The sequence below is a fragment of the Sideroxydans sp. CL21 genome, from assembly GCF_902459525.1.
GTDB lineage: Bacteria > Pseudomonadota > Gammaproteobacteria > Burkholderiales > Gallionellaceae > Sideroxyarcus.
In genome coordinates this window covers 197,238-216,140 of the sequence record NZ_LR699166.1, presented here as the reverse complement: position 1 = coordinate 216,140, position 18,903 = coordinate 197,238, and the positions used below count along the sequence as shown (strand labels likewise).

General features: G+C 56.2%; 18 protein-coding genes. 10 read left to right on the top strand and 8 right to left on the bottom strand.

The genetic code is table 11. The annotated features are described in order from the left end of the window. Positions 1-56 precede the first annotated feature (56 nt). From QOY30_RS01050 to QOY30_RS01035, 4 genes are all read left to right on the top strand, one after another. Entirely contained in the window at positions 57-1,211 is a 1,155-nt protein-coding gene (locus QOY30_RS01050; RefSeq protein WP_283742790.1) for a UbiH/UbiF family hydroxylase, read from the top strand. 18 nt (positions 1,212-1,229) lie between these two features. Then, positions 1,230-1,943, top strand: a complete 714-nt coding sequence (locus QOY30_RS01045; protein ID WP_283742789.1) for a DsbC family protein — start codon at positions 1,230-1,232, stop codon at positions 1,941-1,943. Beyond that, on the top strand, positions 1,940-2,401 hold the full coding sequence (locus QOY30_RS01040) for a DUF4149 domain-containing protein (protein WP_283742788.1): 462 nt from the start codon (positions 1,940-1,942) through the stop codon (positions 2,399-2,401). Before QOY30_RS01045 ends, QOY30_RS01040 begins: the two co-directional genes overlap by 4 nt. Before the next feature lie 86 nt (positions 2,402-2,487). Further along, a complete protein-coding gene (locus QOY30_RS01035) occupies positions 2,488-3,633 on the top strand; it encodes an EAL domain-containing protein (RefSeq protein ID WP_283742787.1) in 1,146 nt (381 codons plus the stop codon). 38 nt (positions 3,634-3,671) lie between these two features. Here the strand turns inward: QOY30_RS01035 and mltA are convergent, their stop codons facing one another. From mltA to QOY30_RS01015, 4 genes are all read right to left on the bottom strand, one after another. Then, positions 3,672-4,856 (bottom strand): murein transglycosylase A, encoded by a 1,185-nt coding sequence (mltA, locus tag QOY30_RS01030; protein ID WP_283742786.1) that lies wholly within the window; start codon positions 4,854-4,856, stop codon positions 3,672-3,674. A gap of 6 nt (positions 4,857-4,862) precedes the next feature. Then, positions 4,863-5,246 carry a Co2+/Mg2+ efflux facilitator ApaG/CorD gene (gene apaG / locus QOY30_RS01025; protein ID WP_283742785.1) on the bottom strand — a complete coding sequence of 128 codons (384 nt, stop codon included), beginning with the start codon at positions 5,244-5,246 and terminating at the stop codon, positions 4,863-4,865. A gap of 66 nt (positions 5,247-5,312) precedes the next feature. Further along, complete coding sequence (locus QOY30_RS01020) at positions 5,313-7,187, bottom strand: protein kinase domain-containing protein (RefSeq protein WP_283742784.1); 1,875 nt, start codon at positions 7,185-7,187, stop codon at positions 5,313-5,315. 3 nt (positions 7,188-7,190) lie between these two features. Further along, complete coding sequence (locus tag QOY30_RS01015; RefSeq protein WP_283742783.1) at positions 7,191-8,933, bottom strand: DAHL domain-containing sensor histidine kinase; 1,743 nt, start codon at positions 8,931-8,933, stop codon at positions 7,191-7,193. Between the two features lie 484 nt (positions 8,934-9,417). Here QOY30_RS01015 and rpe point away from each other — a divergent pair, with 484 nt between their 5' ends. The 6 genes from rpe to QOY30_RS00985 all read left to right on the top strand — a co-directional run bounded on the left by rpe (position 9,418) and on the right by QOY30_RS00985 (position 16,067). Further along, positions 9,418-10,104: a ribulose-phosphate 3-epimerase gene (gene rpe, locus QOY30_RS01010; RefSeq protein WP_283742782.1), complete on the top strand. Its 687-nt coding sequence runs from the start codon at positions 9,418-9,420 to the stop codon at positions 10,102-10,104. Next, a complete protein-coding gene (locus QOY30_RS01005; RefSeq protein WP_283742781.1) occupies positions 10,104-10,790 on the top strand; it encodes a phosphoglycolate phosphatase in 687 nt (228 codons plus the stop codon). The genes rpe and QOY30_RS01005 overlap by 1 nt, the downstream gene beginning before the upstream one ends. 111 nt (positions 10,791-10,901) lie before the next feature. After that, positions 10,902-12,488, top strand: a complete 1,587-nt coding sequence (locus QOY30_RS01000) for an anthranilate synthase component I family protein (RefSeq protein ID WP_283742780.1) — start codon at positions 10,902-10,904, stop codon at positions 12,486-12,488. A gap of 12 nt (positions 12,489-12,500) precedes the next feature. Further along, a complete protein-coding gene (locus tag QOY30_RS00995) occupies positions 12,501-13,070 on the top strand; it encodes an anthranilate synthase component II (protein WP_283742779.1) in 570 nt (189 codons plus the stop codon). 2 nt (positions 13,071-13,072) lie between these two features. Continuing rightward, positions 13,073-14,092: an anthranilate phosphoribosyltransferase gene (gene trpD, locus QOY30_RS00990; protein ID WP_283742778.1), complete on the top strand. Its 1,020-nt coding sequence runs from the start codon at positions 13,073-13,075 to the stop codon at positions 14,090-14,092. Positions 14,093-14,108: 16 nt separating this feature from the next. Continuing rightward, positions 14,109-16,067: a RelA/SpoT family protein gene (locus QOY30_RS00985; protein WP_283742777.1), complete on the top strand. Its 1,959-nt coding sequence runs from the start codon at positions 14,109-14,111 to the stop codon at positions 16,065-16,067. A gap of 69 nt (positions 16,068-16,136) precedes the next feature. On the opposite strand, the gene QOY30_RS00980 is transcribed toward QOY30_RS00985, so the two are convergent. The 4 genes from QOY30_RS00980 to QOY30_RS00965 form a co-directional block, all read right to left on the bottom strand. Continuing rightward, on the bottom strand, positions 16,137-16,895 hold the full coding sequence (locus QOY30_RS00980) for a hypothetical protein (protein WP_283742776.1): 759 nt from the start codon (positions 16,893-16,895) through the stop codon (positions 16,137-16,139). Positions 16,896-16,960: 65 nt separating this feature from the next. Continuing rightward, the gene (locus QOY30_RS00975) at positions 16,961-17,311 is read right to left on the bottom strand and encodes a hypothetical protein (protein ID WP_283742775.1); all 351 of its coding nucleotides are present in this window, start codon (positions 17,309-17,311) and stop codon (positions 16,961-16,963) included. Between the two features lie 259 nt (positions 17,312-17,570). Next, on the bottom strand, positions 17,571-18,008 hold the full coding sequence (locus tag QOY30_RS00970) for a phage holin family protein (protein ID WP_283742774.1): 438 nt from the start codon (positions 18,006-18,008) through the stop codon (positions 17,571-17,573). Between the two features lie 124 nt (positions 18,009-18,132). Continuing rightward, the gene (locus QOY30_RS00965; RefSeq protein ID WP_283742773.1) at positions 18,133-18,897 is read right to left on the bottom strand and encodes a class I SAM-dependent methyltransferase; all 765 of its coding nucleotides are present in this window, start codon (positions 18,895-18,897) and stop codon (positions 18,133-18,135) included. Between the last annotated feature and the right edge of the window lie 6 nt (positions 18,898-18,903).

The following is an 18,903-nucleotide window of genomic DNA, read 5'->3' as shown; positions in this document are numbered from 1 at the left end:
CAACCTGCCCATGCTATGATGCTCAAAGATTTTTCTGCAGGATATGAAGTTTCGGCATGGAATTCGATATCGTTATCATCGGCGGTGGATTGGTAGGCGCAAGTCTTGCTGCCGCGCTCAAAAACAGCGGACTGCGACTGGCATTGATTGAAGGCCAGCCCTTGCCCGGGATCGATTCCGGGTGGGATAGCCGCATATACGCTTTCACCCCTGGCAATGTGGGTTTTCTCAAGGAATGCGGCGCCTGGCAGCGACTGGACATGTCGCGCGTGCAACAGGTGGAAGAAATGCGCGTGTTCGGCGATACCGGATCCAGGCTGAATTTCAGCGCCTATGAGATCGGCGCACCGGAACTGGCCTTCATCATGGAAAGCCGATTGTTACAGCATGCCCTGTGGGAAGACTTGAGTAAACAGGACAACCTGACCCTGCTGCAGCCCGCTCAATGCGCGGAAATGTCGTTGTTGGAAGAGGCTGCCCTTCTGAAATTGAAGGATGGCCGCGAAATTCGCGCCAGGCTCATCGTCGGTGCGGATGGGCGCGATTCCTGGGCGCGCCATCAGGCCGTCATGCCGGAAGTCGCCACGCCTTATCATCAGCACGGAGTGGTCGCCAACTTCGGTATCGGCAAAGCGCATCGCGGTATCGCTTATCAGTGGTTTAAGCCGGAAAGTATCCTCGCGCTGCTGCCATTGCCGGGCAAGCGCATCTCCATCGTCTGGTCGGTCAGCCCGGAGCAATCTGCAGAGCTGTTGGCACTCACTCAGGAAGAGTTTTGCGCCCGCGTATCTACCGCATCCGATCATACGCTGGGCGAGTTGCAAGTCATCACTCCGCCCGCAGCCTTTGCCCTGCGTGTATTGAATCTGGCACATCTCACCAAACCGCGTCTGGCACTGATCGGTGATGCCGCGCATAATGTGCATCCGCTCTCGGGACAGGGCGTTAACCTCGGCCTGCGCGATGTGCGAGAACTGGTGAAGGTGTTATCGCAACGCGGCACTCTGGATTGCGGTGACCTGAGTCTGCTGCGCCGGTACGAAAAAGCACGTCAGGGTGACATCATGTCCATGCAACTCACCACGGATACGCTGAAAAATCTGTTCGTCAACGCCAATCCGCTGCTGCGCACCCTGCGCAACGCCGGACTCTCCGCGACCAACAGCATTTCACCCTTGAAGAAAATGCTGGTACGCCACGCCCTCAACTGATTTTTTAGGATCTTGCAAATGTTCAAAATTCTGATTTTATTGTTGTTATCTGTTTCCCTGGCGCACGCCGCCGAAACCGACAAGACCGCTGCCACCATCAAAAATACCCTGGAAAAGAACTACGAGCAGCTCATTGGTCCGATCAGTCAGGTCAACAAGTCGCCCATCCCGGGCTTGTATGAAGTGATCACCGGTGACCACATTTTCTACACCGACAAGGCCGCTCAGTACCTCATCGACGGCAGCATGTTCGATTTGAAAGCGCGGCGCAACCTGACCGAAGAACGCGCGCGAGTCTTGTTCGCCGTGGACTTCAGCAAATTGCCGCTTGATCTAGCGGTAAAAAGGGTAAAGGGCAACGGTAGCCGCAAAATGGCCTATTTTGCCGACCCGAACTGCGGCTACTGCAAGAAGCTGGAGCATGAATTGCAGAGTGTCAGCGATGTCACTCTGTACTTGTTCCTTTATCCCATCTTCGACGGTTCTGCGGAAAAGGTCCAGAATATCTGGTGCAGTGCCGACAGGGCCAAGACTTGGGAAGACCTGATGTTGAATGGAGTACAGCCCCCCGCTGTTGCCAAGTGCGACACCCCAACAGCCAAGGTCATGGCATTAGGCAGGAATCTCAAGGTGAATGGCACGCCCGCATTGATTTTCGCCAATGGTGTGATCAATCCCGGCTATATGCCCGCCGCCGAACTGGAAAAAGCCTTGGATAGCAACAGCAAATGATTGTGCGTTATCTGCCCAGATATCTTGCAACTTTGAGTATCACTTTCTGGGTGGGCGGCATGTGGATGCTCGGCTATGTGGCCGTGCCGACACTCTTCAGGATACTGCCCGATCGCCAGCTCGCCGGTATTGTGGCAGGCCATTTATTTACCTCGCTGGCTTATGTCGGCATGGCCTGTGCGTTGTATCTGCTCGTCTATCAACTCAAGCAGTTCGGGCATGCGGCGTTGCATCGTGCAACTTTCCGCATCATCGGCATGATGTTGCTGCTCGTTCTGATCGGGCAATTCGTCCTGCAGCCGATCCTCGCCGATCTCAAGGCCCGTGCATTTCCTCTCGACGTGATGAGTAGCTTTTTTGCATCCCAGTTCACGACCTGGCACGCTGTGTCCGGCATTCTCTATTTGATTCAGAGTTTGCTCGGCATCGCACTGGTGCTTGTTTCAAGAAGCGAATAACCCTGCTGATCCGGTATCCATGCCGTTTGAATATTGACGCAACTATCGTGTCGGGTTAGCTTGTGCGCTATTAAACGGGGAATAGCATGCTAAAGAATCTGCATCGTGAAATTTATCCTGCCGGCGAGATCATTTTCAAGGAAGGCGATTTGGGGGACGGTGCATATATCATCGAAGAAGGATGCGTCGAGGTCAGCGTCAGCAGCACACAGCGGTCTCGTATCGGAAAAGGCGAACTGTTCGGCGAGATCGCGCTGATCGACCAGCAACCGCGCACTGCCACCGTTCATGCTATTGAGCACACCGTGCTCATCCCCATTCCGCGCCTACTGGTGAAGGAACTGCTGGAAAAAACCGACCCTGTAGTGCGTCATTTGCTGATGACTATTCTTGAACGCTACCGCTCCACGCGCAACCAACCCGCTTTTGACCCGTCGCGCTCTACCGTTTTCAAGCGCGATGCCACGCGCGGAATCGCCACACAGCAATTGCGCCTGGCGCACGATATTGCCGAGGCATTGCGAGAAAAGCAGTTTGAAATGTTCTATCAGCCGATTTGCGATCTCTCCAGTGGTCGCATGGCCGGATTTGAAGCACTGATCCGCTGGCATCATCCGGTCGACGGTTTGATCTCTCCGATGGATTTTTTGTGGGTGGCTGAACAGACCGGGCAAATACGCGAGATCGGCCTGTGGACGCTTGAACAAGCCTGCCTCGATTGGCCCTCCTTGCGTCAACGTCTCAATCACCACACTCCCTTCGTCAGCGTCAACCTGTCGCCCTCGCAACTGACCGGAGACGGCTTCGTGGGCGAAGTGAAAGCCATCGTCAGCAAACACCGGATGCCCGCGCCGGAACTCAAACTGGAATTGACCGAAACCGTCATCATCAACAATCCCGAACTCGCGCTGCAACTGCTCGGCAAACTCACCGAATCCGGCAGCACCCTCGCACTGGACGATTTCGGCACGGGACATTCCGGCCTGGATGCACTGCACCGTTACCCCATCGGCACCATGAAGATCGATCGTGCCTTCGTCAGCCAGATGCTCGCCTCCCCGCACAGCGCCAAGATCGTCCAGTCCTCGATCGAGTTGGCGCACTCGCTCAAGATGGATGTGGTGGCGGAAGGGATAGAGAATGAAGATGAACGTCTCGCCCTGCTGGAACTGGGCTGCGACTACGGACAGGGATGGCTGTTCGGTAAACCGGCTTCGTTGAGGCGTATCTAAGTACAAAAGGACGCCCGGTATACCCGATTGCGCCGGATTCAATTCAGCGCCGGCTCTCCGCCTTTGGGAAACAACACCCACATCTTCCCGGATTGCTTCATGCTGCCGGCCCGTACCGCTGCAATTTCACCAAATCCCCAGAAAAAATCCGCCCGCACCGCACCCTTGATGGCGCCGCCCGTGTCCTGCGCGAACATCAAACGGTTGAGCGGCTCGGGGCTGTTGGGCTGCGAAGTTGCAAGAAAAACGGGCACGCCGAGCGGGATGATGCGCGGATCGACGGCAATGCTGTATTCGTTGGTGAGCGGCACGCCCAATGCGCCGAGCGGTGCGGAAAGCGTGTCTGGCAGTTCACGGAAAAAAACGTAACTGGGATTCTGCCCCAGCAGTGTGAACAGCCGTTCGGGATTCTTATCCGCCCAGTTCTTGATGCCTTGCATGGAGGCTTCTTCCGGCTTCAGTTCGCCCATCTCGATGAGTTTTTTACCGATGGAAGCGTAGTTATGTCCATTTTGTTCGGCATAACCGATCTTCACGCGCCTTCCGTCTTCCAGTTCGATACGGCCGGATCCTTGAATTTGCAGGAAAAACAGTTCGACGGGATTTTCCACCCAGAACAGTTCGTGCCCCTTCAATGCCGGATCGAGACCTGCATCGATCTCGGCGCGGTTGAAATAGGGCACAACACGTTTGCCTACCAGTCGTCCGCGCACGTGCTGGCCCCTGAACTGCGGGAAAAGCTCGCCCATGTCCACGTCGAGCATGTCGTCCGGCGGACCATAGATGGGGTAGGCAAAACGTTTGCTGCGCGTGCGGCTGCCTTTCAGCAACGGTTCGTAATAACCGGTGATGAGCCCAGTTTCGGTGCCATCCGGATTGAATACCTGGTAGGGCGTGAACCAGGTTTCGTAAAAGGCTCGCTGCGCAGCCACATCGTCGGTGCCTACCTTCGCGGCGGCGGCACAAATGGGCAACCACACCGGCCTGAATCTGAGTGCGCGACAACTTTGTTGCATGGCCGGCCATGATGCGGACAAATCCTGCGTGACCCAATCGGGCAACATTTCCCACTTGCTCACCATGAAATCAGGCGCGGCTTTTCCAACCGGAGGCGGCACTACGACAGGTGGTTTGGGTTGAGGTTGCGGTGGTGGCGGCGTCTGACACGAAGCAAGCAATACACTCAATAACAGTACCAGCCGAACAGATTTGCTCTTTAACATTTTCCCTTAGTGCAATACACGCGGCACACTCAAGACGAATTGCGGGATAGGCACCGAGAACTCACCGCCGTCCACCACCTGCATCTGATAGCTGCCGGACATGGTGCCTACCTGCGTTGCCAGTACGGTGCCGCTGGTGTATTCAAAACTCTGACCCGGCTTGATGACGGGTTGTTCGCCCACCACGCCCTTGCCCCTTACTTCCTGCACATGGTTGTTGGCATCGTTGATGATCCAGTGACGACTCAGCAATTGCACGGCGTGCTCGCCTTCGTTGGCCAGTGTAATGGTGTACGCGAATACGTGGCGGTTATCGGCCTCATCGGACTGGTCGGCAAGGTAGCGCACTTGCACGGAAATCTTGATGCGATAGTGTGAGGAATCTTCCATTGCCGCATTTCACCGTATTTTGCCCAAAGTGACAAGCGGTGTCTTACTTTCAGTGAATCATGACAACTACCCGCGCAGCATCTCCAGCCCCTTCAGGATATTCTTGGCAAACCTGGACGTGTGGACTTTCTCGGGTGTCTCGACTTTATGTGCCTGAACCAGTTGCGGGGTTTGCTGATACATGAGGAAGCGCTGCAATGCGGCATGCACTTGCGCCTTCAAAGTCGCAACATTGATCGGTTTGTGGAGAATGCGAAACACTTGAGCCTGATTGATGAGATCGATTGCAAGATCAGCATCTTTGGCATTGGTTGCGATAATGGAAAGAATTTGCGGATATTTCTGTTTTAGCAGCTTGAGCATCACGGTCAATTCTTCCAGCCTTGATTCGACATCGGCGATCACGACTGCGATCTCGTGTTTACTTAACATGCCTAATGCCGACTCTGCATCTTGGGCATAGTACACCGGACACAAGTCACCGATGAGTTCCCTGACGACATTGAAGATTTCCTTGTCAATGTCGATCACCAGAATTCCGGCTTTGATCTTGTTCGGCAGTGCCACCGCCGCCGCTTTGGTATCTGCAAGCTCCAGGCCGATCGTGGAGGCCTCGGCTACCACCGACTGCAACGCCTGGTTGTCCCATGGCTTGCTGATGAACCGATACACTTCTCCGTCGTTGACCGAACCCACGATGGCCGCCAGGTCCGAATAGCCGGTCAACAGGATGCGCACGCTGCGCGGAGAAATTTCGCGTGATCGTCTCAAAAGCTCGACACCCAGCATGATGGGCATGCGCTGATCGCTGATGATGACGTGCATGTGGTATCGGGTTATAAAATCAAGCGCCTTGTTGCCGTCAGTAGTGGTGAACACATGGTAGCGCTGCCTGAAAATCGATTTCAGCGCAGCAAGTATCCGCTCGTCGTCATCGATGATCAGCAGGCGGGCCTGCTTGATGCCCGTATTGATCTGGATCGACCTGTCCTCTTCCGTTTTCGTCAGCGTACTCTCGATACTTTCGTCAATCATATCCTTCTGCAACATGCGTGCCGCGTCCAGCAACTTGGCTGCATCGGGTAGGGTAGCCGTTGCCCTGCGGTCGACGAGGCCAAGCGACATGCTGACTGCCCTTTTTAGGGCATCTGAAAATTCGCTTGCCAACTGGTAGCGCTCAGCAGGCGCTTTCGCCATCGCCTTGAGCAAAACCCGGTCGATTTCTGGCGAAAGCTGGGGATTCAATGATGAAGGCTTTTCAGGCGCCTCATGTTGAACCTGTTGCACCAGAGTCGCCATATTTCCAAAGAACGGTTGCCTGCCCGTGAACAGCTCATAGGCAATCACCCCGATCGAATACAGGTCTGTGGGCCCGCTGATTTCGCCACCGGCAAACTGTTCGGGAGCCATGTATGGCGTGCCGATCAAATCGTCGGCCCTCGTTATTGTCGGGGTTTCAATACGGGCAATTCCGAAAAAGTTGATCTTGATGCGTCCGTCATTGTTGATGAGGATGTTTTCCAATTTCATGTCGCGATGCACTACGCCCTGTGTATGGGCATAGCCGATACCGTCCAGCGCCTGGGTGATGATCTGGCCGACTTCCCACAAACCGTATTTTTCGTTGCCTTCCAGATACTTCGCCAGCGCCTTGCCGTGTACCAGTTCCATGATGATGAAAGCGGACTGATCATCTTCATAAAAGTCATAGATTTGGACAATTCGGGGATGCACCAGACGACCGACTGCCTGTGCCTTCTGACGAAAACGGTTGAGCAAATTCTCCCGCTCACCGACCGGATAAGCAGTCTTGTCGATTCCCTTGATCGCCACTTCCCGTTTGATGGCCGGGTCCCAGCCCTTATAGACGACCCCCATGCTTCCAACACCGAGTTCGCCCTGGATTTCGTATTTGCCGATTTTCTTGATGGGTGCATTCATGGACTAACTCTCTAAATTAGCTTCAGCAGGGGGTGTGAGCGGAAGCCACACCGTAAATTTTGTACCATGACCGGGTTTGGATTCAACGCTGATTTTTCCACCGTGTTCCTGGATTATCTTGTAAGAAATGGACAAACCCAAGCCCGTGCCTTTACCGATCTCCTTGGTCGTGAAAAATGGATCGAATATTTTGGACATGACTTCCGGCGGAATTCCCGAGCCGTCATCCTCCACATCGACTGCAACTCCCTCGCCCTCTTTGCGTGATGTCAACGTAATGCTTCCGCGTTCTTCCGGCATTGCCTGCACCGCGTTGGTAATAAGATTCAGGAAAACCTGGTTGATCTGGGAAGGCGCACAAGTGATATCGGGAATCTCGCCAAAATTTTTATTCACGGTAACAGATTTGAGCAGGTGTTTTGCCAGTAGCAGCGTATTGCCCAAACTCTCGTTCAAATTGGAGTGCGAGACTTTGCTGCGATCAAGCCGGCTAAAATTTTTCAGATTACCCACGATCTCGGACACTTGGCCGGTACCGAACAATCCATCCTTGACCAGCCCGCTCAATTCTTGAATCACATGTTGCTGTTTGAGCATGCCCAGCTGCTCTGCCGCTTTCTGGAATTCGCGAGACAACCCTTCCGGGTCATTCCCTGCCTCCAGGAACTCCAGCAATTTATCGCAGTGCTCCAGGGCGTTGCCGATACCGGGCAACTGCTCCGAAACCTGGCCCAGGCTGTTCTTTACATAGGCCAGCGGTGTATTTATCTCATGCGCAACCCCTGCCACCATCTGGCCCAGCGATGACATCTTTTCCGATTGAATCAATTGCAACTCTGATTCCTTAAGGTGTTGCAAGGCAGCTGACAATTCCCGCGTTCGTTCATCCACCCTGTGCTCCAGTGTCTGATTGGCAGTTCTGAGCCTGGCGCCGGCATACATCAGCAGGATCAACAGGGCGGACGCGTAGTAAATCAAATATACGCGGTAGCGTTCTTTCTCCTGCAGCATTTGTTCCAGTTCATTGTTGAACGACAATGTCAGGTTGATCAAGCGCGGCCCTGTACTCAGCTTCTCAAGCTGTGCGAAATGGTCCAACTCAACCGGCACTTGCTCCAGCAGGGTCTGTACGGCTTTCTCGATCCTGGTTCGCTCTTCGCCGGTTATCTGCAAAGTATCCAGTTGAGCAAGCGCTTCCTGCAAGCCGGTCCGTTGTCCCGGCATCCCATGCAAAAAATATTGTGCTGCAATTTCATTCATCTGACCCAATACCAGCGAGTGATCCGGCACGGATTTTTTTACCTGTATTTGGGAGTTGATTTCCGTCGCTGATTTAACCAGCTCATGGAGTACAGCCTTATTGCTTCGGTTTTCAGCAATGAACATCTGAACCAGATCGGACTTGCGCTGTATGGCACTCCTGAGTTCTGGCAGGCCGGTTCTGAGCACCTTGCTGGAAGTCAGCCCCGCAAACCGGGTGATGTCACGAAGAGCCTTGTCGCCCGAATCGGCACGAACAAAGGGCGCATCCTGAGAGTAAAGATCGATACGCGCACGCTGAACTTCGGTGTCCCAGCGGCTATCGGTATCTTTCACCTGATTCAATAGATCCATCACTTCGTTCTGCTCGCTCAGATCGACAGCCTGTGTTTTGTCGTAAAGAAACCAAAGGGCACCCAACATGATCAAGACAACAAGTCCTATCAAAATGTTCTGTTGCATCTCGGACCTGGTTATTTCAATCATGATATTTTTGCTGGATTTTTTGATTTAATTATATGCAAGCTTATATCCGCTTCCATTTTTCATCTGGAAGCGGACGCATGTTTTCGGTTTGCACTGACTATCTACACGGAAAGTTGCTTTTTCAGGACCGTATTTGCGATCCCGTTCCCCCTGATTTGCATTCATCTTATACCCAATACCGAGTTAATCACATATTCCATATTACCTATATAAAGGCCTAGTACTTAACGAGAATTTAACCTTTTTATAATAGTGGTATTTACTTTATCACTCGATAATGCTACGTCCAAAGTGATCCGGCTTTATGCAAATTCCGGATTTCGAAATACTTCACTGTTCGATGACAAACTCCCGGCCCCGAAATGAAAGCATGATATTCGGTTGAAACTGCCAAGCTCATTACGGCACAAGGTGTCCAATATTACTGGAACAGTTTCGGGTAAAATATCCCTCTTGAATTCAAAATCATCCTGAGGACCAAACCATGTACCAGATCGCACCCAGCATTCTTTCCGCCAACTTCGCCAAGCTCGGCGAGGAAGTCGACAACGTGCTCGCCTCCGGCGCGGACATCGTGCACTTCGACGTGATGGACAATCATTACGTGCCCAACCTGACCATCGGCCCGCTGGTATGCGAAGCATTGCGCAAACATGGCGTGACCGCCCCCATTGACGTGCATCTGATGGTCAAGCCTGTGGACCGCATCATTCCCGATTTCGCCAAGGCTGGCGCGACCTACATCACCTTCCATCCGGAAGCGTCCGAGCACATCGACCGCACCATCGGCCTGATCAAGGAAAGCGGCTGCAAGGCCGGCCTGGTATTCAATCCGGCCACACCGCTGGATGTGCTGGAATACACGCTCCCCAAGCTGGACATGGTGTTGCTGATGTCGGTCAACCCCGGCTTCGGCGGCCAGAAGTTCATCCCTTACGTGCTGGACAAGGCACGCGCAGTGCGCAAGCTGATTGATGGAGGCAAGTACAACTGCCGCCTGGAGATCGATGGCGGCGTTGGCCCGGCCAACATCAGGGAAGTCGCGGAAGCGGGGGTGGACACCTTCGTGGCCGGCTCGGCCGTCTTCGGAAAATACAACGCCAACGACAAGAACCACTACAACACCGTCATCGGCGAGCTGCGCGCCGAGTTGGCGAAAGTCAAGAAATAATGGGTTTCAAGAACTTCCCGCTGGCCGTTTCGGCTATTGTCGTCGACCTCGACGGTACGCTTTTACATACCGCCCCGGAACTGGCCGAATCGGCTAACCGCATGCTGCGCGACATGGGACGTCCACCCGTTTCGCAGGAGCTGCTGATGAGCTATATCGGCAACGGCATCTCATGGCTGGTGAAACGCGCGCTGACCGGCGACATGCACGCCGAACCGGATGCCGACCTGTACGTCAAGGCGCTGCCCGTCTTCGAAAAGCATTACACCGAACTGTTGCTGCAAAGCAAACCGTTCGCCGGTGTGGTGCAGGGGCTGGATGCGATGAAGGCGGCTGGCTTCAGGCTGGGCTGCATCACCAACAAGGTGGCGCGCTATACCGAACCGCTGCTCAAAGGGATAGGTCTCGCGCATTACTTCGACATCGTGCTGTCCGGCGATACGCTGGCGGAGAAAAAGCCGCATCCGCTGCCTTTGCTGCACACTGCTAAATTCTTCGGCGTGCCTATCGAGCGCTTGCTGCTGATAGGTGACTCATTGAACGATGCCCTCGCCGCCCGCGCCGCAGGCTGTCCGGTGTTCTGCGTTCCTTATGGTTATAATCACGGCGAGCCGGTGGACGGACTGGATCTGGATGCCGTGATCGCCGACCTGCCCGCCGCATTGAAACTGATCAAACGCGTTTGACTCATGACACATAACGACCTCTCTCCGAAGATGACTGCCTGGCGATGGTGAATCCGCGTCGCCAGATGCTGCGCTCATTTATCGTCATCGAAAATCACTAGAGAGGTTTTTATGCTGTCCCCCATTACCGAACAAGAATTCCACGCACTTGCCAAGCAGGGCTACAACCGCATCCCGCTGGCTGCGGAAACCTTCGCCGACCTCGACACGCCGCTGTCGCTGTACCTCAAGCTCGCCAACAAGCCGTTCTCCTACCTGCTGGAGTCGGTACAGGGCGGCGAACGCTTCGGGCGCTACTCCTTCATCGGACTGCCCGCTGACACGCGCATCACCGTGCGCGACCTTCAAGTCACGCTGACCACGCCAGCCGGCGAAACCACGCAAGAAGTCGCCAATCCGCTGGACTATATCGAGGAATACCGGGCACGATTCAAGGTTGCGCCGTTGTCCGGCCTGCCGCGCTTCACCGGTGGCCTGGCCGGCTACTTCGGCTACGACACGGTGCGCTATATCGAACACAAGCTGGCCAACACGCAAAAACCGGACGTACTCGGCACACCCGATATCCTGCTGATGCTTACCGAACAACTCGCGGTGATCGACAACCTTTCCGGCAAACTGACCTTCATTGTTTACGCCGATCCCGCGCACGCCGATGCTTATCCCGCCGCACTGCAGCGCCTTGTTGAACTGCAGCGCGCGCTGCGCCAGCCGGTACAGATTCCGGATGCTCCGCAAATGCGCCGCTACGAGGCCAAATCGGAATTCGGCGAGGCCGCGTTCAAGGCCGCGGTAGAAAAATCCAAACAGTACATTTTCGACGGCGACATCATGCAGGTGGTGCTGTCGCAGCGCATGTCGCAGCACTTCCCGGCTTCGCCGTTGTCTTTGTATCGCGCACTGCGCAGCATCAACCCGTCGCCCTACATGTTTTATTACGACATGGGCGACCACCATGTGGTCGGCTCCTCGCCGGAGATATTGGTTCGGTTGGAACACAACACTGTCGAAACTGACAGTTCGCAGAGCCAACCGAACAGCGACTCCTCCCGCACCAGCGGGCTGCGCCCCACCGTGTCGGAGTCGCGCCTCTCAGGTGCCACCGTCACCGTGCGCCCCATTGCCGGCACGCGCCCGCGCGGCAAGACGCCGCAGAAGGATGCAGAACTGGCGGATGAGTTGCTGGCCGACCCGAAGGAACTGGCCGAACACCTGATGCTGATCGACCTCGGCCGCAACGACATCGGTCGCGTGGCGCAGAACGGCACGGTCAAACTCACCGACAAGATGGTGATCGAGCGCTATTCGCACGTGATGCACATCGTCTCCAACGTCGAGGCGAAACTGAAAGACGGCCTGAGCGCGATGGACGTGCTCAAGGCCACGTTCCCCGCTGGCACGGTGAGCGGTGCCGCCAAGGTGCGCGCGATGGAGATCATCGACGAACTGGAACCCAGCAAGCGCGGCATCTATGCCGGGGCGGTCGGCTATCTTGCATTCAACGGCGACATGGATGTTGCCATTGCGCTGCGCACCGCCGTGGTGAAGGACAACACGCTCTATGTGCAGGCGGGAGCGGGCATCGTCGCCGACTCGGTGCCGGACAGCGAGTGGCTCGAAACGCAGAACAAGGCACGCGCGGTGCTGCGCGCGGCCGAGATGGTGCTGGACGGGCTCGACGCCCGGACGCACCGCTAGGGAGAAGTAGACATGTTACTGATGATAGACAACTACGACTCCTTCACCTACAACCTGGTGCAGTATTTCGCCGAGCTCGGCGCGGATGTACTGGTATACCGCAACGACGAGATATCGGTGGAGCAGATCGAGAAACTGAACCCGCAGCACCTGGTCGTGTCGCCCGGTCCGTGCACGCCGAACGAAGCAGGCATCTCGGTCGCCGCAATCAAACATTTTGCGGGCAAGGTCCCGCTGCTCGGCGTGTGCCTCGGCCACCAGAGCATAGGCCAGGCCTTCGGAGGCAGGATCATCCACGCCAAAACTCTGATGCATGGCAAGACCTCGCAGATTCGCCATAACGGCAACAGCGTGTTCACCGGATTGCCCAGCCCGTTCACCGCCACGCGCTACCATTCGCTGGTGATCGAGCGCGAGACCCTGCCGGATTGTCTGGAGGTCACCGCCTGGACCGACGACGGCGAGATCATGGGCGTGCGCCACAAGACGCTGCCGGTGCACGGCGTGCAGTTCCATCCCGAGTCCATCCTGACCGAATACGGGCATGACATGCTGAGGAATTTTCTGGAAGGGAAGCGATAGCCATGATCACTCCACAACAAGCGCTGGTGCGCCTGATCGAGCAGCGCGAGATCTTTTACGACGAGATGCTGTCGCTGATGCGGCAGATCATGAGCGGCGAAGTCTCGCCGGTGCAGATCGCTGGCATACTGATCGGCTTGCGCGTTAAAAAGGAAACCATAGGCGAGATCTCCGCCGCCGCGTTCGTGATGCGCGAGTTCGCCACCCAGGTTCCGGTCACGCAACGCGAGCATCTGGTGGACACCTGCGGCACCGGCGGCGACGCGGCACACACGTTCAATATCTCGACGGCCAGTGCATTCGTCGCGGCAGCGGCGGGCGCCCGCGTTGCCAAACATGGCGGCCGTTCGGTGTCTTCGACCTGCGGCTCGGCGGACGTGCTGGAAGCGCTGGGCGTCAACCTCAACCTGACACCTGAACAGGTGGGACGCAGCATCGACCAGATTGGCATCGGCTTCATGTTCGCGCCCAATTTCCATGGCGCGATGAAACATGCGGCACCGGTGCGCAAGGAACTGGGCGTGCGCACACTGTTCAATGTTCTCGGTCCGCTGACCAACCCCGCCGGCGCGGAAAATCAGGTACTGGGCGTATTCCATCCCGACCTCGTCGGCATCCAGGCGCGCGTGCTGCAGCGCCTGGGCAGCCAACATGTGCTGGTGGTGAACGGTGCGGATGGCCTGGACGAGATCACTATCAGCGGACCAACGTATGTCGCTGAACTGAAGGACGGTCAGGTGAACGAATATACCGTCACCCCCGAGGTATTCGGTTTGAAGTCTGCACCGCTGGACGATATTCGCGTCACCAACATCGACCAGGCCAAGGCCATGTTGCTGGGCGTGCTGGACAATCGGCCGGGTGCGGCACGCGATATCGTCCTGCTCAACGCGGGGGCCGCGATCTACGCTGCCGGTCTGAGCATCACGCTGGCAGAGGGCGTGAAGCGGGCGGGCGAATCGATCGCCTCCGGCGCCGCAAAGAACAAGCTGGCGCAGTTGATCCAGGTCAGCAACAGCTAATCTTTCTACCGCAGACGTGGTCTCGATCCAGCATCAGTTTCCTCCGCTCGCCGGGCAGGACAGCGCCGACATCCAAAATTGGCTGGGCGCGTTGTCCGAGGTCTTTGCACCCGCAGAGATCGAGGTGATCCGCCGCGCATGCGAGTTCGCCGCACCGCTGTATCACGACAAGCATGAGGTCACCGGCACGCCATTGTTGCAACATGCGCTCGGTTCGGCTTCCATCCTGATCGGCCTGCACATGGACCACGAGACCATTGCCGCCGCCGCACTGCACGCCGTACCCGAGTATCTCGACAATTGGGTTGCAGTCCTGTCCGAACGTTTCGGCCGCAACATCACCATGCTGGTCGACGGCATCTCCAGGATGGAGCATATCCGCCAGTTCAGCGAGATGCGCAGCCCCGCCACCAAGGACAAGGGCGACACTGCAGGGCAGATCGAGAGTCTGCGCAAGATGCTGCTGGCGATGGTGGAAGACATTCGCGTGGTTCTGATCAAGCTGGCCGAGCGCACCCAGACGCTGCGCAACCTTTCAGGTGCAACGCCGGAACAGCAAATGCAGATCGCGCAGGAAACGCAAAGCATCTTTGCGCCGTTGGCCAACCGGCTTGGCGTATGGCAGATCAAGTGGGAGCTGGAAGACCTGTCGACGCGCTACCTGGAGCCCACGGTCTACAAGCAGGTCGCCAAACTACTCGACGAACGGCGCGTGGATCGGGAACGCTACATCGCCGATGTCATCGGACGGTTGCAGCAGGCATTGGTGCAGGCCGGCATCAAGGCCGAAGTGAGCGGACGCCCGAAGCACATCTACAGCATCATCAACAAGATGAAGCGCAAGCATCTCGATTTCGACCAGCTCTACGACGTGCGTGCAGTGCGGGTATTGGTAGACGACCTTGAGCAATGTTACGCGACGCTCTCCATCGCGCACGAGCTGTGGCAGCCGATCCAGAGCGAGTTCGACGACTACATCGCGCGCCCCAAGCCGAACGGCTACCGTTCGCTGCATACCGCCGTGCGCGGTCCGCGCGATCTTTCGGTCGAAGTGCAGATACGCACCCGGCAGATGCATCACGATTCAGAGCTCGGCGTGGCCGCACACTGGCGCTACAAGGAGAACAAAAAATCCGAGAGTGGCGTGGACGAAAAGATATCCTGGCTCCGCCAGATTCTGGCGTGGAAGGAAGAACTGGCAGACAGCGGAGAGCTGCAGGCACAGTTCAAGAATGAACTTCTTCAGGACCGCGTATATGTGCTGACGCCGCAAGGCAAGGTGATCGATCTGCCAAAAGGTGCGACGCCGGTGGATTTTGCCTACGTGGTGCATACCGATCTCGGCCATCGCACTCGTGGCGCCAAGATCGACGGCAGCATCGTGCCGCTCAACACCAAATTGCAGACAGGCCAACGCGTGGAGATTCTCGCCGCCAAGCAGGGCGGGCCCAGCCGCGACTGGCTCAGCCCGAGGCTGGGTTTTTTGCAAAGTGCGCGGTCACGCGCCAAGGTGCGCCACTGGTTTTCCGAGCAGAATTTCGACGACAGCGTCGCACAAGGGCGCACCCTGCTCGACCGCGAACTGCACCGCGTCGGCGTGACCGACATCAACCAGGAAAAGCTCGCACAGAAACTTCGTTTCAACAAACTGGACGACCTGCTGGCCGCGTTGGGCCGCGGCGACATTACCCCGCGCCGCGTCAGCCTCGCCATCGCGCAGGACACCCCGGCACCGGCACCGCGCAGCTCTGCCAGCCAAACGCTGCCCACCGCAAGCGGCAACGTGCTGATCGAAGGCGTGGGAAATCTGATGATCCGTACCGCCAGATGCTGCCATCCGGCCAAGCCGGACGCGATCATCGGCTATGTCACGCGCGACCGCGGCATCACCATCCATCGCCGCGATTGCCCGTTCATGCAACGGGTGCCGGAAGAACGCGAGGACAGGTTGCTGGAAGCACGCTGGGCATCGTGACGAGACACGCACTCCCTCAAGACATACCCGAGATTCGCTGACGCCGGCAGTGACACCTGCGCGTGCTTCTTAAAAGTAGCCGATGATCATGGCACCGATGCCGGTGTCCGGACTGCCATTCGAGAAACCTTTCATGACATGCGCCTGGACCTTGGTGTCGGCGGCGATCTTCTGCGAGACATAAACGGTCAATTCTTCCTGGTCTCCACTGTAGATGCTCGGACTTTTCGCCACATCCAGCATGGCCCCTGCGCTGGTCTTGTCGTTCAGCTTCTGGTTCGCACCAATGGTGCCGTAAGGCTCGTTGGTCAAATTTACCCCGTCAACGGGCGAGCCATAAATCCTGTAGCCTGCCGTTCCAAACAGAGTGGTCCTGTTGAGCGCATAGTAGCCGTCGATCTGGGCCGAGTAATCGTTCTTTCCGGTTCCAAGCCCCTTGTTCGCATCTGCAGTGCCAAACTTTATATTGCCGACGAGATCGAGCATGAGGGGGCCTGCTGAATAGATGGTGTGACCGGCCGACGCGATTACGTCCCCCAATCCGGAATTGGTTGTGGTGGTGGTTCGCGCAGTCATTTTGCCGAACCGCCCGATCCCATAAGCAACTCCGCCGGGGCCGGTGATGCTGATGTAGGGCACGGTCAGCTTCAGAGTCAATTCGTCCGACACATACTTCGCGGTAACGGGGATGTACAGAATGTCGGTTGATTTTGTATCGCCATACTTGCCTGTAGTGTAATCGAACCCCGTGCCAAGGCTGAATTGATCTGCCGCCGCCGCTGGAAGCGAGATTGCGAGCAGGGTCAGCACAACAAATCGTTTTCTCATTGCTTGCATCCTTCAAGAGTAAAAATCCCGGCAGGGTATCCGCCGGGGCCGGTCAGATGTTGCAGTTATTTTCCCGGGCGTTCGATCCTGTCGGGACGTTCCACTTTTTCCATGCGCTCCATTTTCTCCATGCGCTCATGCTTTTCCATGCGTTCATGTTTTTCTTCTTTGTTCTTTTTTTGTTTGGCGGTGTCGGCCGTCTTATCAGCGTCGGCGCGTTTTGCCGCGATCTTCGCCTGATTGGCCTCCAGCCGCTGGTCGGCATTCTGCAACCCCTTGTTATCTTTGTTTCTGCTCAGGTTTTTGTCGACACTGGCTTCGCCCTGGGTTACCGGCTGATTCGCAGTTTCTGCGTGGGCGACTGAAATGGAAGCGAACATCAGCGCAGCTACGATATGGCTCATCTTGATTGTCATGGTAAATGCTCCTGTAATAAAAAAGCGGGTTAATTTCCTGCGGCCGTTCATATGTTTTTGCCGCATTGTCATCAACGCACTGCATGGCCGTTTCGAAGACAGAACAGCCGTGCCGACGATGGGCGGCAAACAGTTGGAGACAAACGGTAGGTAGACACCCGAAACCACTCCGGAATCCGGTGTGCGCTGTACGAGCTGACCATTAGATGCCTTGCCCCCTTTGATGACCCTTCCCTGCCGAATATCGGAGTTGCATCCTTCAGGCGAGTTCCCAAACATGGTGAGCCGATTTCAGGGCGAAGGTCAAACCGCGTTGCGTTGGAATGACAACCGGGTTGTCGCCTGACTGGAAGATGAGCATGCCCACGATGAAACTGAGCGCCGCGATGAAAATGCTCGAAAAAAACGCTGTCCAGAATCCCGATATCTTGAATCCGGGTACGGCAGACGACACCAGAAGCATCATCAGCGCATTGATCACCAGCAGGAAGAATCCGAAGGTGAAAATCGTCAGCGGGATGGTCAGAAAGATGACGACCGGCCTGATGACCGCATTGGCCAGTCCCAGCAGGAGCGCGGATATCAACAGGGACTGCTTGTTGCTGAACGAGATGCCGTGAAATATGAAACTGGCTACCCAAAGCGATATCGCCGTGATTCCCCAGTGAAGCAGAAATTCAATGATGTTGTCCGTCATATGAGTGCGCCCGAAATTCTGCTTAATCTTGTGAATCGCCCATGGGGTGTTTCAAACATTCATGCCCCGGCTTCGTAAAGCTGAACGGCCTTCCCCTTGAATGCATTTTGCCAGGAGCGCCCGACTAAGGTTTGACGAAGCGCAAAGCAAAGCTGTCTGTCGGCATCTTCATATGGAAGAATGCCTGCTCCCGCGGATCCGACGGGTTATGCAGAAAGTCGCCTTCCTGTTCGAGCTTGAAGCCGGCTTGCTGCAGCTCGCTCAATACCACCGATTCATCTATGCGATGGAGCGTTTTGGCAACCGTAACGCCCTCACCCTTTTTAGCCGAGTGGTCGATGACAATCAGGTGCCCGCCGGATTTCAACGCACCGAACAATCGCTGGTTCATCCTGGCACGATCAACCGGCATGTAGGCGATATCGTGGTAGTTCAGAATAATGGTAATCAGGTCCAGCTTGGGTGCATCGTCCGGCACCGGATCATCATAAGGCCGCACTACCGGGATGATATTCGGCTGCGGATGATCTGCCAGTCGTTTGGTTAGTTCCTGTCGCGGTTTGTCGGCTTGAGCCCATACGGTCCCGCTGTTTCCCACTGCCAGCGCCAGTAGCTGGGTGGTATAGCCTCTGCCGGTAGCTACATCCAGCACCAGCATGCCCGGACGGACATTCGCGAACTGCAGGAATTCTACCGGTTTGCGCGATGCATCCACCTGTCGATCGTCATCCGTGCGTATCGGGCTGGCAGCCACCTGCCGGTATAGCGAATCCAGATTTTGCGCGTCACCCGTTGCCGTCGCGGCATTTCCGTTCACGCTCCAAACCAACGTGGCGAAGACCAGCAGGGCTGGGAATTTAATCAAGCTCAACGCATATTGTGCAGACATGCTCTC

Excerpts from the sequence above, each read along its gene's own strand:
- apaG (WP_283742785.1), bottom strand. The coding sequence starts at position 5,246 with ATGGAAGATTCCTCACACTATCGCATCAAGATTTCCGTGCAAGTGCGC.
- QOY30_RS00980 (WP_283742776.1), bottom strand. The coding sequence starts at position 16,895 with ATGAGAAAACGATTTGTTGTGCTGACCCTGCTCGCAATCTCGCTTCCA.
- QOY30_RS00995 (WP_283742779.1), top strand. The coding sequence starts at position 12,501 with ATGTTACTGATGATAGACAACTACGACTCCTTCACCTACAACCTGGTG.
- QOY30_RS01050 (WP_283742790.1), top strand. The coding sequence starts at position 57 with ATGGAATTCGATATCGTTATCATCGGCGGTGGATTGGTAGGCGCAAGT.
- QOY30_RS01040 (WP_283742788.1), top strand. The coding sequence starts at position 1,940 with ATGATTGTGCGTTATCTGCCCAGATATCTTGCAACTTTGAGTATCACT.
- rpe (WP_283742782.1), top strand. The coding sequence starts at position 9,418 with ATGTACCAGATCGCACCCAGCATTCTTTCCGCCAACTTCGCCAAGCTC.
- QOY30_RS01035 (WP_283742787.1), top strand. The coding sequence starts at position 2,488 with ATGCTAAAGAATCTGCATCGTGAAATTTATCCTGCCGGCGAGATCATT.
- QOY30_RS00965 (WP_283742773.1), bottom strand. The coding sequence starts at position 18,897 with ATGTCTGCACAATATGCGTTGAGCTTGATTAAATTCCCAGCCCTGCTG.
- QOY30_RS00975 (WP_283742775.1), bottom strand. The coding sequence starts at position 17,311 with ATGACAATCAAGATGAGCCATATCGTAGCTGCGCTGATGTTCGCTTCC.
- mltA (WP_283742786.1), bottom strand. The coding sequence starts at position 4,856 with ATGTTAAAGAGCAAATCTGTTCGGCTGGTACTGTTATTGAGTGTATTG.
- QOY30_RS01005 (WP_283742781.1), top strand. The coding sequence starts at position 10,104 with ATGGGTTTCAAGAACTTCCCGCTGGCCGTTTCGGCTATTGTCGTCGAC.
- QOY30_RS01015 (WP_283742783.1), bottom strand. The coding sequence starts at position 8,933 with ATGATTGAAATAACCAGGTCCGAGATGCAACAGAACATTTTGATAGGA.
- QOY30_RS01045 (WP_283742789.1), top strand. The coding sequence starts at position 1,230 with ATGTTCAAAATTCTGATTTTATTGTTGTTATCTGTTTCCCTGGCGCAC.
- QOY30_RS00970 (WP_283742774.1), bottom strand. The coding sequence starts at position 18,008 with ATGACGGACAACATCATTGAATTTCTGCTTCACTGGGGAATCACGGCG.
- trpD (WP_283742778.1), top strand. The coding sequence starts at position 13,073 with ATGATCACTCCACAACAAGCGCTGGTGCGCCTGATCGAGCAGCGCGAG.
- QOY30_RS01020 (WP_283742784.1), bottom strand. The coding sequence starts at position 7,187 with ATGAATGCACCCATCAAGAAAATCGGCAAATACGAAATCCAGGGCGAA.
- QOY30_RS01000 (WP_283742780.1), top strand. The coding sequence starts at position 10,902 with ATGCTGTCCCCCATTACCGAACAAGAATTCCACGCACTTGCCAAGCAG.